General features: G+C 40.1%; 9 protein-coding genes. 4 read left to right on the top strand and 5 right to left on the bottom strand.

Features of this window, described 5'->3' with window-relative positions:
• Window positions 1-543: 543 nt before the first annotated feature.
• Window positions 544-2,184 (top strand): alpha-glucosidase family protein, encoded by a 1,641-nt coding sequence (locus MTN97_RS08285; RefSeq protein ID WP_248474145.1) that lies wholly within the window; start codon window positions 544-546, stop codon window positions 2,182-2,184.
• A 60-nt stretch (window positions 2,185-2,244) separates the two neighbouring features.
• On the opposite strand, the gene MTN97_RS08280 is transcribed toward MTN97_RS08285, so the two are convergent.
• Window positions 2,245-2,799, bottom strand: a complete 555-nt coding sequence (locus MTN97_RS08280; RefSeq protein ID WP_248474144.1) for a TIGR00645 family protein — start codon at window positions 2,797-2,799, stop codon at window positions 2,245-2,247.
• A 243-nt stretch (window positions 2,800-3,042) separates the two neighbouring features.
• Between MTN97_RS08280 and MTN97_RS08275 the strand changes: the two genes are divergently transcribed.
• Window positions 3,043-3,285 carry a hypothetical protein gene (locus tag MTN97_RS08275; RefSeq protein WP_010389786.1) on the top strand — a complete coding sequence of 81 codons (243 nt, stop codon included), beginning with the start codon at window positions 3,043-3,045 and terminating at the stop codon, window positions 3,283-3,285.
• A 165-nt stretch (window positions 3,286-3,450) separates the two neighbouring features.
• On the opposite strand, the gene topA is transcribed toward MTN97_RS08275, so the two are convergent.
• Both topA and MTN97_RS08265 read right to left on the bottom strand, forming a co-directional pair.
• Window positions 3,451-6,159 carry a type I DNA topoisomerase gene (gene topA, locus MTN97_RS08270; protein ID WP_248474143.1) on the bottom strand — a complete coding sequence of 903 codons (2,709 nt, stop codon included), beginning with the start codon at window positions 6,157-6,159 and terminating at the stop codon, window positions 3,451-3,453.
• 253 nt (window positions 6,160-6,412) lie between these two features.
• The gene (locus tag MTN97_RS08265; RefSeq protein WP_248474142.1) at window positions 6,413-9,124 is read right to left on the bottom strand and encodes an Ig-like domain-containing protein; all 2,712 of its coding nucleotides are present in this window, start codon (window positions 9,122-9,124) and stop codon (window positions 6,413-6,415) included.
• A gap of 185 nt (window positions 9,125-9,309) precedes the next feature.
• Here MTN97_RS08265 and MTN97_RS08260 point away from each other — a divergent pair, with 185 nt between their 5' ends.
• On the top strand, window positions 9,310-10,641 hold the full coding sequence (locus MTN97_RS08260; protein ID WP_013464802.1) for a dicarboxylate/amino acid:cation symporter: 1,332 nt from the start codon (window positions 9,310-9,312) through the stop codon (window positions 10,639-10,641).
• 72 nt (window positions 10,642-10,713) lie between these two features.
• Here the strand turns inward: MTN97_RS08260 and sohB are convergent, their stop codons facing one another.
• Entirely contained in the window at window positions 10,714-11,730 is a 1,017-nt protein-coding gene (sohB, locus tag MTN97_RS08255; protein WP_138626862.1) for a protease SohB, read from the bottom strand.
• A 100-nt stretch (window positions 11,731-11,830) separates the two neighbouring features.
• Window positions 11,831-14,269 (bottom strand): VolA/Pla-1 family phospholipase, encoded by a 2,439-nt coding sequence (locus MTN97_RS08250; protein ID WP_248474141.1) that lies wholly within the window; start codon window positions 14,267-14,269, stop codon window positions 11,831-11,833.
• Window positions 14,270-14,476: 207 nt separating this feature from the next.
• Here MTN97_RS08250 and MTN97_RS08245 point away from each other — a divergent pair, with 207 nt between their 5' ends.
• Window positions 14,477-15,223, top strand: a complete 747-nt coding sequence (locus MTN97_RS08245; protein ID WP_248474140.1) for a YciK family oxidoreductase — start codon at window positions 14,477-14,479, stop codon at window positions 15,221-15,223.
• Window positions 15,224-15,414: the final 191 nt, after the last annotated feature.

Here is a 15,414-nt window from a genome sequence, read left to right as displayed (position 1 = left end):
TTATTAACAACTTTATGCATACGTATTCAAAGTTGCATTACACACATTAAATTAACATCAAGTTTACACGCCACTTTATAAGTTACTGTTTTATTATGATTTATTTTAGTGCAATTAGCATTTGTAGCTTTAATGATAGTCATTACTTATTTTTTGATAAAATAAGTGCGTCATTAAACATAAATAAAATGACACGAGGCTATTTTATTTTCTAATTTATTATTATCGAGGACATTTATTTAAGTACAATTGGTAAGACCAATTTTAATAATCACCAATTTACTGCATCCCCTTATTTTTAAGCACCTAAATAACGCAAACAATAAATTAACAAACCAAATTGGTAAAGAGATATTCAATAAACCGACGTTAAAATCGATGAAATAAGTGATTGATTTAACCTCTTTTAATGACCTTAAAACGGTGCATACGTATGCAGACTTTTTACAGTATGACCGGCTTCAAGTATGCTTTTTCAAATAAACGAGGATTAACACCTCAAAAAAAGAACAACACAAAGACAGTGTGAAAACGGAGAAAGGCATGACCCAAAAGCAATGGTATAAAGGTGCGGTTATTTATCAGGTTTATCCGCGTAGCTTTCAAGATAGCAACAACGATGGCATTGGTGACTTAAAAGGGATAATTAATCGCATTGATTACATTAAAAGCTTAGGGGTAGATGCTATCTGGATCTCACCTTTCTTTAAATCACCTATGAAAGATTTTGGTTATGATATTAGCGATTATCGCGATATCGACCCGCTTTTTGGTAACTTAAATGATTTTGATGAACTCATTGCGCAAGCACATCAACGCGATATTAAAATTATTATAGACCAAGTACTTAGCCACACCTCAGATCAACACCAATGGTTTATTGATAGCCGTGAAGATTTAACCAACGATAAAGCTGATTGGTATGTATGGGCCGATGCTAAAGAAGACGGAACAGCACCAAACAACTGGTTGTCTATTTTTGGTGGCGGTGCATGGCAATGGGAGCCGCGTCGTGGACAATACTACTTACATAACTTTTTCACGGAACAGCCTGATCTTAACTTTCATAACCCTGATGTTCGCCAAGCTGTACTAGACAATGTTGAGTTTTGGCTTAAAAAAGGCGTTGATGGTTTTAGGTTAGATGCAATTAACTTTTGTTACCATGACGCACAGCTTCGTGATAATCCTGCAAAACCAAAAGAAAAGCGTCAGGGCCGTGGTTTTAGTGAAGACAATCCGTATGCTTTTCAGTATCACTACTACAACAACACACAGCCAGAAAACATTGAGTTTATGCGTGATATTCGCACCTTACTCAATAAATACCCAGGAACCGTGTCACTGGGTGAAATTTCATCTGAAGATTCACTAGCCACCATGGCAGAATACACCCAAGGTGGCGATAAACTGCACATGGGCTATAGCTTTGAGCTATTAACGGATGATTACTCGAGCGAGTATATAAGAAATACCGTTACTACACTTGAACATCGTATGACTGAAGGCTGGCCTTGCTGGGCATTTAGTAACCATGACGTAGAGCGCGTTGCAAGCCGTTGGAGCGAAACGGGTGAAGTAAACCCTGCGCAATGTAAGATGTTAACAGCCCTATTGGCCTCGTTACGCGGCAGCGTATGTATGTATCAAGGTGAAGAGCTCGGACTCGGTGAAGCAAGCGTTGCGTTTGAAGATTTACAAGACCCATACGGCATTACATTTTGGCCAAACTTTAAAGGTCGCGATGGATGTCGTACCCCAATGCCTTGGGAAAACCGTAATAACTCACAAAGCAATGCACACAATGCAGGATTTAGCGAGGTAAAACCGTGGTTACCTGTTGATCAACAACACAAGCTCCAAGCAGTTGCTGAACAAGAGAATGATTCAAACTCAATATTAAATGCGTACCGTGAGTTTATGGCCTGGCGTAAAAACCAGCCAGTATTACTTGAAGGTGATATTGAGTTTATACAAACCGCCGAGCCAATTTTGGCGTTTTACCGCACGTTAAACGAAGAAAAGATGTTGTGTGTATTCAATTTAAGCGGGGCAAAAGCAGAGCTTGCAATTGATATTAGTGTTGAAAAAGAGCATAGCGCGCTTTCTCATTACAACGCGCAGCTTAATAATAAAACACTGACCGTTGAGCCATTTGGTAGTTATTACGCCAACTGCAGTTAATATTTAAAATTATTACAAATAAAAAACCCGAGCATTGCTCGGGTTTTTTATAACAAATTTTTAGTGGTTAATTGTTTTACTATTTAAATAATCAGTAAAAGCAAATAGTACACCTGATACCACAAACGTAACGTGTATCAGTACTTTCCAGAGTAATTCATTATTAGAATGAGACGTAGAACTTATAAATACCTTAAGCAGCTCAACGGCTGAAATGGCCACTATTGCACTGATCAGCTTCATTTTTAAACCAGAAAACCCGACCTTACCCATCCATACAGGGCGGTCTTCATGATTTTCGATATTAAGCTTAGAGACAAAGTTTTCGTAACCGCTAAAAATAATAATCAACAGCAGACCTGCTAACAATGCAGTATCAACTAAAGTTAAAATACCAACCAACAGCTCTTGATTACTAGCAGTAAACGTCGCTATCCCCATCAAATATAGTTGTTTAAAAAACTTTATAAGTAGTAAAACCACAGCAAATAATAAGCCGACAAAAAATGGGGCGAGTAACCAGCGTCCTTTAAATATAAACGACTCAAGGCCGTGTTCAACTTTATGAACAGGGTGTATTTTTTTATTTGTATTATTTGTGTGTGGCTCTGACATAGGGGCACCTAAAAATTAAAACGCGACATTAGCTTAAATTAAACGCTAACACAATCACTTCAGCCTAAAAGTAGGTACACAATATGCTTATCCTGACGATAAAAATTTTTCGTTTTCCTTTATGTGAATTGTGATTAAAAATCAGTTTACCAACAGAGATGTTCTGGCTTGGTTACACTTGTTTTATGTAGGCATTATTTGAATGCATAATTCGATTGTTACTCCATTTTTAGGAATAAAAAAATGAATAAAGCATTACTCGCGTTAATCGTTGCACCATTTTTCGCTTTATCAGCTGCAAATGCAGTGGCAAGCGATACTACAGACGCTTCAGCCGAAACGATTCAAGAGTTCACAGAAATGTGTATTAGCTGGGCTAAAGAAGACGACGTAAGCGATGAAGCAATTTATAACTATGTTTTAAAGTGTGTGAATGATGAACTAACATCTGAAGGCTATAACAAAGTCACTGCTGTTAAGATTTAATGAATAATTGAGCAGTTCAAACCTAAATTGGTTACATTTTAACTCTGTAAAATAAAAAATCAGGTTAAAAATGCCATTGCGATAGGTTTGATAATGCAAAAAAAACCGGAACTGTCACAGGCTGTGCGTTCCGGTTTTTTATTACTTAAAGCGGTTAATAATTAATTATTCATCGTCTTTTTTTACTTTTGCTTTCGCTTTACTTTTAGCAGGCGCTTTTTTAGCGGCGGCTTTCTTTTTAGGCGCGGCTTTTTTCTTAGCCTCTTCTACCCATTTACCACCTTCGTAGTGTGCCGTCCAACCAGTTGCTTTGCCATCAACTTCTGTCATCACATATTGGGCTTTATTTTTACGGCTATAACGCACTACCGCTAGGTTACCATCTGGATCTTTTTCTGGTGCATCCGCTAGGTAATAAAACTTAGGTGAAATACGGTCTCTAAAACGCTTTAGCTCAGCTACTTTAGGCGCGCGCGTCTCGCGTGATTTAGGGAAAGTGTTAGCCGCCAAGAAAATACCTGCAGCGCCATCACGTAAAACAAAATAAGCGTCAGATTTTTCACATTCAAGTTCAGGTATGTGCACAGGGTCTTCTTTTGGTGGCGCAGCTTCGCCGTTTTTAAGTAACTTACGCGTGTTTTTACACTCTTCGTTGTTACAACCAAAATACTTACCAAAACGGCCTGATTTGAGCTCCATGTCTGAGCCACATTTATCACACTCGATAATCGGACCATCATACCCTTTAATCTTAAAGGTACCTTGCTCAACGATGTACCCTTCACAAGCAGGGTTATTACCACAAACATGTAATTTACGGGTTTCGTCTATTAGGTAAGAGTCCATAGCTGTTTCACAGATTGGACAGCGCTTCATTTGCATTAATGTTTCTGTTTCAACGTCTTCAACATCAGCTGCAACCGCTTCATCACCCGACACTAAGTTCATAGTGGTAGTACAGCGCTCTTTAGGTGGCAGGTTATAACCAGTACATCCTAAGAATACGCCCGTTGAAGCAGTACGAATACCCATTTTTCTGCCACACGTTGGGCAGTCAATATCGGTTTCTACCATTTGATTAAGACGCATACCGCCTTCATCGGGTTCACCTTTGGCAATGTTTAACTGGGTTGAAAAATCGGCATAAAACTTATCAAGTACCTGCGTCCAAACACGCTTACCTTCGGCGATATCATCTAAACGGCCTTCCATTTTAGCGGTAAAATCGAAGTTCATTAAATCGGTAAAGTTTTCAACAAGGCGATCGGTGACAATCTCCCCCATTTTTTCAGCGAAAAAGCGACGATTTTCTACTCGTACATAACCACGTTCTTGTATCGTTGATATAATAGAGGCATACGTGGAAGGACGACCAATCCCACGTTTCTCAAGCTCTTTAACTAAGCTTGCTTCACTAAAACGAGCCGGTGGCTTGGTAAAGTGCTGCTTAGGATCAAGCTCAACTAATGTGAGCACCTCGCCTTGCTTAACAGCAGGCAGCGATTGCTCTTCTTCATTCTTTTTACGTACTGCCGGTTGCACTTTAGTCCAACCATCAAAACGTAAAACACGTCCTTTTGCTTTCAATGTAAAATCGTTGGCAGCGACCGTTAAGGTGGTTAAATCGTACTCAGCTGGCACCATTTGACAGGCCACAAACTGACGCCAAATAAGCTCATAAAGCTTTTTCGCATCGGCATCCACACCTTCAACATGCCCAGAAAGCACTGATACGCTAGAAGGACGAATCGCTTCGTGCGCCTCTTGTGCATTACCTTTAGAGCTATAGTTAATCGGATCAGCAGGTAAATACTTGGCACCAAACTCATTGGTTACGTATTCGCGACACATTTCAACCGCATCTTTCGACAAATTAGTTGAATCGGTACGCATATAAGTAATATAACCCCCCTCGTATAAACGCTGGGCAAGCATCATGGTCTTTTTAACGCCATAACCTAATCGGGTACTTGCTGCTTGTTGCATTGTTGAAGTAATAAATGGCGCACTTGGACGGCTCTTACTTGGTTTCTCTTCAACGCTGACAACTTTATATTCGGCATTCTCAAGGCTTTTAACTGCTGCACTAGCCTGAGCTTCATTTACTGGCTTAAATGGCTTGTCTGCTTGTTTAGTGACTTCTAAACGTAGGTCAGACTCGCTATTTTTAACATCGGCATGAATGTCCCAAAATTCTTCAGGAATAAATGCTTTAATTTCACGTTCGCGTTCAACTAATAAACGCACTGCAACAGATTGCACTCGACCCGCTGATAAACCACGCGCTACTTTAGCCCATAATAGGGGCGATACCATAAAGCCAACAACACGGTCTAAGAAGCGACGGGTCTGCTGTGCATAAACCATGTCGGTGTTTAACTCACCTGGGGTTTCGAATGCTTGTTGTATTGCATTTTTAGTGATTTCATTAAAAACAACACGCTTATATTTTTCTGGCTCGCCACCAATAATTTCTTGAAGGTGCCAAGCAATAGCTTCCCCTTCTCTATCCAAATCCGTTGCGAGATAGATTTTATCAGCGTTATGGGCAAGCTTTTGTAATTCTTGAACAACCTTTTCTTTACCCGGCAATATTTCGTAATGTGGCTCCCATCCTTTTTCAGGATCGATTCCCATTCGCGCGACTAAGTTAGTGTAGTCACGTTGCTGTTTATACGCTGCTTTCTCATCAGGTGGCATTTTACGCACTTCAGCAGGCGTTTTGCTTGCTGGTGCCTTGTTTTTGCCAGAACCTGAAGTAGGTAAATCTCGTACGTGTCCAATACTGGACTTTACGATAAAATCATTACCTAAGTATTTATTAATTGTTTTAGCCTTAGCAGGTGACTCTACAATTACTAGCGATTTGCCCATAGTTGCCTATTTCTAACCTAGTTTTTTAAATGTGTTTAGCCGACTCATGCGGCGCGAATATTTATAGGTATATCTACAAACACTAGTTCTTACAAGCTTTTAATACAAACTTTTCAGTATTTACTGAATAAACAAACAATTTCTGTTGTAAATTTAATCAAACCAGTGCTTTTTGAATAATTGATGTGGAATATATAGAATAGAAACAAAAATGCCAACCTTATTGGTTGGCATTTTCTATGCTTTATTAATTTTAAACCTTAGGCTCGTCTAAAATCGACATCACGGTATATTGAGTTTTCACCCCACCAGGGGTCACAAATTCGATGTATAAAAAGCCAGAATCAACATCATTTGGCTCAGCCTCTTTTGTAATATTTACTGAAACAGAGATAGGCACTTGTTGAGCAGTATTCACAACGGTGTAATCTGTTAACCCTCTTAACACACCATTGTCGGCAGTGACAGTAACTGTAGTACCTGCAGGCAATGGATTATTATGAATATCACTGAAGAAGATAGTCACTGAAATCGCGCTGTAAGGTGTGGAATTGCTAATATCAATAAGGTTTATGTCACACATACCCGCCATATCGGAAGCTTCTAAGCGAATACCATCACTTAAACTACAGTCATCTAAAGCCGTTACAGCTCTAATGTAAGGTGTACTTCCAGACATCACTAACTCTGAACGATCGCGTACATTTACTGTTTCGCGCGTACATGCATTTGCAGCAAGCGCCTCGTCACTACATAACAAGCCATTGTAAATGCCATCGCCGGAATCAAACTGACCATTATTTAGTGCACCAGAGCGCTCCACATACCATTCATCCTCACCGCCATTAGAATTTACAGGGTTCGCAGGTGCGGGTAAATTTCCGTCAAAAATACCGTTTTCATTAAAATCTATAAAGGCTTCAGGTAAATCTTGTAATGTAGAATCAAACTCGTTTTGATTAAATTCACCGTTAGCAGATACATCATTAAATGATTCTTCACCCACTGAGTATGCTAACAAGCTTACACGACCACCTAATGGATAATCTATTGGCGCATTACTTGGCGCATCCGCAAGTGATATCGGGTTACCACTACTATCAAGATAAGTAATTAGATTACCGTTTGTGTCTAGTTGTGACTCTCTGATACCTAATGTACAAGGTGCTGCTTGACCAAAAAAACGGTCACACTTATCAGCCACAGAGTTTTTATAAATGCTGTAATGATAAGGAATTGGGTTTTGGCTACGCCACTGCGCTTTACACACACCATCTATGGTGCGACAAAGTAATAAAGGTGTAAATTGTTGATCATCTATTGTGCCTACTGCACCACCTTCGCTGGCTATATAAATTGCCGTGTTATCAGGAACAAAATTATTAAAGTGATCGGCTGCAAATACAGTTAAGTCTGTTGTCACCCCGGCTTCATTTAATGACTCGGTATTAAATGTTTGCACTGCAAGCGTAAAACTGTCTTGATCTGGCACACCTGTGGTAATGGTTATGTCATTTGACACAATAGAAATCACATTATTTTGTGATGCGTCGCCAGCCTCAACTTGATGTGATGCAATAACAGATAAAACTCCTGCGGCTCTTCCTGAGCGGACATTTACAGTCACTAAACCTTCATTATTGGTAAACTGAAATGCACTGTCTAGCAACGCGCCGCCGGGGTTTTGCGAAAGAGCAAAATCAATTTGCTTTTGACCAACAGGGTTACCATTAATATCTAAAAGTTTAAAGGTAAGCTCTGAATTTTCAGTGAGAGTCTGACCGCCAGCTCCTTTAATAGCTAACACTTGATTGGTCACACCCATAAACGCGATTGAACCCGTTTGAGCGGCAGCTACATTAATATTAATTGTTTTAGTAGCAACGTTGCCACCGGTAACCACGGTTGCTGTAATCGTATCTATACCATTACAACCATCCGCTTTATAAGTTGCGCTTGCCGTGCCGCCAATGCTAGCTACCACACTATCGATAGTGGCTCTAGGAGTAGATTCTTCAGCACATGCCGAGGTAAATTGTACTTCAAGTGGAGTGGTGAATAAGTTATTGCTGCCATCTACAATCTGAGCGGTAATAATAGTAGTAGAACCTGCAGACAACACATCACCAATTGCAATACCCGCGCTTAAATTTACATTAACTTGAACAGCGTTAATTTCAAATAAAGCACTCGCAACGCCGCCCTGAGCGGTTAACTCAACTTGGCCAACACCTGAGCTACTGCCAGGCAATAAATTCAAAATAGCAACACCAAACGCATCCGTTTTAGCCGTTAAGCTTTCAGGTAATAAAATACCTAGCGTTGTTGTCGCTTGAACCAGTACATTACTTGCTGGCGTATTACTGCCAGGTTTGGTGATTTTTGCGTATACAATAGCTTGTTGCCCAAGTAAATTACTATTTTGAGAACAGTCAGATGGATCAAGCTCTATAGAATCTCTGTCTATATTTAACCAGCTATCAGGGCAGTTTTGTAAAATTTTAATGTCAATATTTGCGGTTGAGTCATTCGATTGAGGCTCATCACCTGCCGTGTAAAAGCCAAGTTTACTTGTTGCGTCTTCGTAGCTAGCAACAATGGTTCCTGCTCCTTCAACACTACCCGCGCTAAGCTCGATAGTTGCAACACCGCTGGAATTTGTTAAAGCGCTACCTGTAGCCGGTATAAAAGAACCCAGTGTTGTGGTAAAGCTTACCTCTTGACGCACAACAGGTTGACCATCACTTCCGGTTACCGTTGCAACCACCTCTAGCGGGTTATCGGCAGTAACAATTCTATCTTCAAAATCAAGTTCAACTTGAATTGCTTGTTCGATAGCGTCTCCACCGGTGCCTCCAGTATCACCGCCAACGGTTCCACTTTCTTTTTCCAGTGAGCCACCACCGCCACAGGCGATGAGTAATGTGCTGAGCCATATAATGCTGAGCAAACGAGTTAAAGGCATAGGTTTCTCCGTTGCGCTATTACTAAGTTAAACTTATTTACTTAATGTTAACCTATAACTTAGTCTAAAATCTCAGTTTTTTACTCCTTTTTTTGATAAAAATTTTTAAAAAGTTGACGTTTTTTCTGTAAAAAAAATTACATGCTGTTAGTCTATGCCAAATTTATAAAAAATAGATTGGAAATATGTCTAAAATCCGTTCAATGAGTTTAACTACTCGCATCATGATTGGTATGGTGCTTGGTGTTGCAGTAGGCTTTATATTTCAGGCTATATTAGCTGGTGAAGACGATTACCTAATCCCTCTTGGGTTATTCTCTTTGCCAATTAAAGCCTTTTTTGTTGATGGCCTTTTTCATGTAGGTGGGCAAATATTTATAGCCAGTTTGAAAATGCTGGTTGTGCCTTTAGTATTTGTATCACTGGTATGTGGTACCTGCAGTTTAAGCGATCCTAAGAAATTAGGCCGTTTAGGCGGTAAATCAATTGGTTTGTACTTAGTTACAACGGCAATAGCGATTACAGTGGCAATTACACTCGCGTTACTATTTAACCCAGGTGAAGGCATTGGGCTTCCTTCTCAAGCAAGCTATGATGCCAAAGAAGCGCCTACTTTAGCTCGCGTAATTATTGATATGTTCCCTACCAACCCTTTTGAAGCAATGGCCAAAGGAAATATGCTACAAGTAATTGTATTTGCTTTGTTATTCGGTATTGCAATGGCACTTAGCGGAAAAGCAGGTAAACGTGTCGCTACTGTATTTGAAGACTTAAACACCGTTATTTTAAAACTGGTTACTTTGCTAATGAATATTGCTCCTTACGGCGTATTTTTCTTAATGGCTAAGTTATTTACTACTATCGAGCTTAACTTAATTGTAAGCTTAGCTAAGTACTTTGGCGTCGTTGTTTTAGCCCTGTTATTGCATGCATTCGTAAACTACACCCTACTGCTAAAAATACTTACAGGCCTAAACCCGCTCACTTTCTTAGCTAAAATGAAGCACACCTGTTTATTTGCTTTTAGCACCTCAAGTTCAAGCGCAACTATGCCTATCACACTTGAAACTGCAACTAAGAAGCTAGGCGCTAATAACTCAGTGGCTTCATTTACTATTCCATTAGGCGCAACCATTAATATGGATGGCACTGCAATTATGCAAGGTGTCGCTACGGTATTTATTGCTCAAGTATTTAGTGTTGATTTAACTATTTCTGATTACTTAATGGTGATATTAACAGCAACGCTTGCCTCGGTTGGTACAGCGGGTGTTCCTGGTGTTGGCTTAATTATGCTGGCTATGGTACTAAACCAAGTAGGCCTACCGGTTGAAGGCATCGCAATTATAATAGGTGTTGATAGACTACTTGATATGACCCGCACCGCAGTAAATGTAACAGGTGACTGTATGGTAACCTGTGTAGTTGCTAAAAGTGAGGGTGAATTAGATGAAAGTATCTTTAACGACCCTAATGCAGCTAAAGACTTAGAAGACTATCACAAGTCAATTGACTAACCGCTTCTCTTGTTAGTTATAAAAAAAGCCTTGCTACTTTAAGTAACAAGGCTTTTTTATTGAGTTTTGTTATTAGGGATTTAACGCCTTAAATTTTGACATTAAACTTACACCTGCTTTATTCACTCCATGGCTAAGCCCTATTGCAAGCTTATCACTTAAACCTTTTTTAATTTTGTATTGCACTTTATAAATTTGATGCTGATGTTGCTGCTCTAACAATGCATCATCACTGGTTTTAATAGTATCAACCAACCCTTTTTCAATCGCTTGGGTTGCAAACCAATGTTCACCCGTTGCCACTAAATCCATGTTCAAACTGGGACGCTGTGTGCTTACAAACGTTTTAAACAACACATGAGTTTGCTCTATCTCTTCACGAAACTTTTCACGGGCTTTATCGGTATTTTCACCAAATAACGTTAGCGTACGTTTAAATTCGCCCGCCGTAATTTGTTCAAAATCAACATCGTTCTTCTTCAATATTTTATTAAAGTTTGGAATTTGTGCAATAACACCAATAGAGCCAACAATTGCGAACGGCGCTGCAATGATATGATCAGCCACACAAGCCATCATGTAGCCACCACTGGCAGCGACTTTGTCTATTGATACAGTCAACTCAATACCAGCTGATTTAAAGCGTTGTAATTGTGATGCAGCTAAACCATAGCCATGTACCACGCCGCCACCACTTTCAAGACGAACTAACACTTTGTCCTTTTCAGGGTCCGCGATTGAAATAATCGCAGTCACTTCTTCGCGTAAACTCTCTACTTCATGTGCATCCATGCTGCCGTTAAAGTCAATAACATAGAGTCGTGATTTAGGCTCTTCTTTTTCAGCTTTTTTTTGCTCTATTTTTTGTTGCTTTTGATAGGCTTTTAGCTCTTTTTTACCTAGCGTATTATTTAAAAAGCTTTCTTTTATATTAGTAAGCTGCTCTGATAAGTCATCTATTTCTATCTCACCTTTTTTTGCTTTTGGCTTAACAGCCGAGCTTACAATTAAGGTCAAAATGACAGCGATAGCAATAACAAAGGTAATGGTTTTAGCAAAAAACAAACCGTACTCGTATAAAAATTCCAACTGTGTTCTCCGTTTATAAATTTCAGTCAATTTAGCATGCTTTAAAATAAAAAAAAGCCACTATACAGTGGCTTTTAGTACTTAATTGAGTGGTTGATTATTAATTCGTCACAACCTCAGTGTTTTGCACCATTAAAAGGCGCCCTCTTGAAGCTAGGTAAGTAGCAACCTGCAATTGCATTTCAGCATTCGCAGCTGCACTACCCGCAACTGTAGACGACTCACCTTCATCTTGTGCTGGCGTTAATATTGACCCATGATGGCCGGTATTAAATTTAACTAAATAGCTAGAGCCCATTTCTGTTGGCGCTTGAGTGGTACTCACCGTGTCTAACCCCATAAAGTTAGCCAAAGGGACAGTACCTGCAATTGGGTTATTGGCAGTCATCGGCGGAATAACTTGATCTGGCTTGTTATTATCTGTGCCATCACCTACCACTACGTTCATGTATACAGGTGTTTCTAGTGCTTTAACCGTTGCTGCATAGTTAGTCGGGTCGCCACTATCTAATGCTGTTTGAGCTGCAAATACAAACTGCGTCATCACGCCCTTGATATTAGCAAGTTTATCAGTTTCTCCCGCCATCGTTAGTGCTTTTGCAAACTCAGTAAAGCCACATGAGATACTTGCTTGCGTTTGCGCTGACTCACCACAGTTAGAAACAGCGGGGCCATCTCTGAATGCCTTAAACTCTATCGATTCAGCAGTACCTGCTTGAGAAAGTACAGAGCCTTGAATAAATGGACCAAACGCTGCTGATTCTAGTAAGAAGCTTGCAATACCGCCACCACCACTTGCTAATGCTACAGCGTTAACCTTAAATAATGGGTCTACTTGGTCGGCCAATGGGCTATTAGCTTGTGCAATAAACGCAGGCGCTACAATTGATCCCAGAGAGTGTCCAATGTAAGACACATCTTGTGAATTCATTGCGCTATCACCGCTGAAGTTTAGACCTAAACGTAAACCAAGTAAGTCAGCACTTGACTGGCGTAGGCTATCTCTAGCTACTAATAATGAGCTCAAGTTCATGTAACTAAGTACAGAGCCTTTTCCCGAAGTTGCGTTAAAGTCATCGTTACCGTCTAAATCAACGTCTACACCACGCTCGCCATGACGAGGATGATCAATTGCAACTGTGGCAAACCCTTGCAGTGAAAGCTGCGCTGTTAGTGTTAACATGCTTTCTTTTTGTGTGGTTATACCGTGTTGCATAATCACTACTGGCCAACCACCTGCTGGCATAGCAGTAAATGGCTCTAAACCTAAACCTGTACGGTATGCATTAACAACCGGTAAAATCGGCTTAGTAATTTGCACTGGCACATTAGCCATACTTTGCACTTTAGGAAGTGAGTTATATTTAGTTAAGTGTTTAGTGCTATCAAGCCCTAAATCACGAAGCTGTCCATCACTTAAAGCAGCACACATTGCATCGTTAGTGCTAATAGGATCGGTTGGGAACGCTTCACCAGCTTGCGCTTTATAGCCTAAAATAGCGACAGCACTATCACACATACCTTGCCAGTAAGTATCGTTTAAATCACTGATCTCTTTACCTTCAGGCGTGCCTAAATACATAGGTAATTGAATGCTGCCTTTTTGATATTGCGCAGCTTGGAACACATCAGGTACAGTCACCCCCTGCAATGCAAAAGCTTGTTGTACGTTAGCCATAGGCTGAGTTGGAATTTGCAACGCAGGCGTTGGAATTGTTGGCTCTGTTAAGCTTGCTGCTAAAACCTTTTTAATCGTGCCAAGCACTGGTCCTGCTGATTGCATTGTCATGGCAGCAGAAAAAATAATATCGTCTTTTGTAATATCACCAGAGCTTACTACTACGTTTTCATAACTATTCACAGCTCCTTGCAGCGCAAGTTGTGATGGCGTTACTAAAGGCGCTTCTTGTTTAACAGTGGCATATGTTGAAGATGGTTCAATTGAGCGACCTTGTGAATCTTTCAGTTCAGTCGTTAGCACATTAATGTATGAACTACCGGCCTTAAATGGCTTAAGTGGAATAATAGCAACCGCGTCTCCAGAGCCTTGTGTAACAAAATCAACACCAAAGGTCAGTTCACCTACTAGTTTACATGCTGTACCAGCTGGTGCTTGCGAGCATTCGGCATCTGTTAGGCTTGCACCCATGATCACTTCAAAAATACGTACTGAGCCTGGTGAAGCTGCAGACGTTTCATCTAGACTAATGCCCGGTGGAAACGTTAAATCTATTTTAAAAGGAACTTGCGTAGACCAGCCATCAAGTGCCCCTAGTGCAAGTTGCGGATCTGCATATTCAGCTCGAGAGATAGAAACATTCTCGTCATTTAATTCCCCAGGAATATTGAGTGTGCCATCAAGCGTACCGCTCATTAATAAATCATTAGGAACCGAAATTACACCATTTGCAGGGTCAAACTTTACCGTAGCTTTTGGAATAACTTTAACCGAATCGTTTTTAACATCTTCTAACGTTTCTCCGCCGCCACAGCCTGCTAATGCAGCTGCAACTGAGAGCGAGAGTAGCATTTTTTTCATAGTGTTCTCCGCACAAATCTTATTTTTATAGTGTGTTTATAGTCAGTGTAATTAAGTTAAAATAATGTAGCTAGTATATTAATGAGACATTAGACCAGTTAAACTTAACGTAAACTTTCTAGTTTCGCCACCTAAATTTGTAATAAATTCGATTACTTGTCGATTTGCTATGTTAAAATCAAAAAAAATTTAAACATTGGTACTTTTATGCATACCTATCAAGCAACTGAAAACGCACTTAAAGACAAAGTAATTTTGATCACAGGCGCAGGTGATGGTATCGGCCGTGTCGCAGCTATTACCTATGCTAAACATGGTGCAACCGTTATTTTATTAGGAAAAACAACTAATAAACTAGAATGTGTGTATGACGAAATCGTCAATGCAGGCTACCCACAGCCAGCGATTGTGCCTATGGACTTAAAAGGTGCAACTAAGCAGAACTATCGTGATTTAGCCGCAACGATCGAAAGTCAATTTGGCCGCCTTGATGGACTATTAAATAACGCGGGTATTTTAGGTACTTTAGGGCCGTTAGAGCATTTTTGTTCATCAACATTCGAAAACGTCATGAAAGTAAACGTCACTGCACAAGCGATGATCACTAAAGCGCTATTCCCTGTCATGCGTAAATCAAAAAGTGCCTCAGTGGTATTTACCTCATCGGGTGTCGGTCGTAAAGGAAGAGAGTTTTGGGGACCTTATGCAATTTCTAAATTTGCAGTAGAAGGTATGATGCAAACATGGGCGTGTGAAGTTGAAAAAACGCCAATCCGTGTTAACTGTATTAACCCAGGCGCAACCCGTACATCAATGCGTGCAAGTGCATTCCCAGGTGAAAACCGTGATTTACTCGCAACACCTGAAGATTTAATGCCAACTTACCTGTATTTAATGAGTGATGACTCTAAAGATATCAATGGCCAATCGTTAGACGCACAAGCTAAAAAGTAATATTTAGTTTTAAACGTAAAAAAGCCGCTATAAAAAGTAACACCACTCGTTTAAGAACGAGTGGTGTTTTTTCGTTTATATCTAACCGGATATTTTTGTGTCTTTGCCAGCACTGCTCGCGGATAAGCTTTTCGCTTTCTTTTCTCCGGTAATATTAGCCGTTTACCGTTTTCACGTAGTTCTTTTAGCTT

Source organism: Pseudoalteromonas sp. 2CM36K, assembly GCF_023161865.1.
Taxonomy (GTDB): domain Bacteria; phylum Pseudomonadota; class Gammaproteobacteria; order Enterobacterales; family Alteromonadaceae; genus Pseudoalteromonas; species Pseudoalteromonas tetraodonis.
The sequence above is the reverse complement of the archived record's forward strand: the minus strand, read 5'-3'. Positions and strand labels throughout refer to the sequence as shown.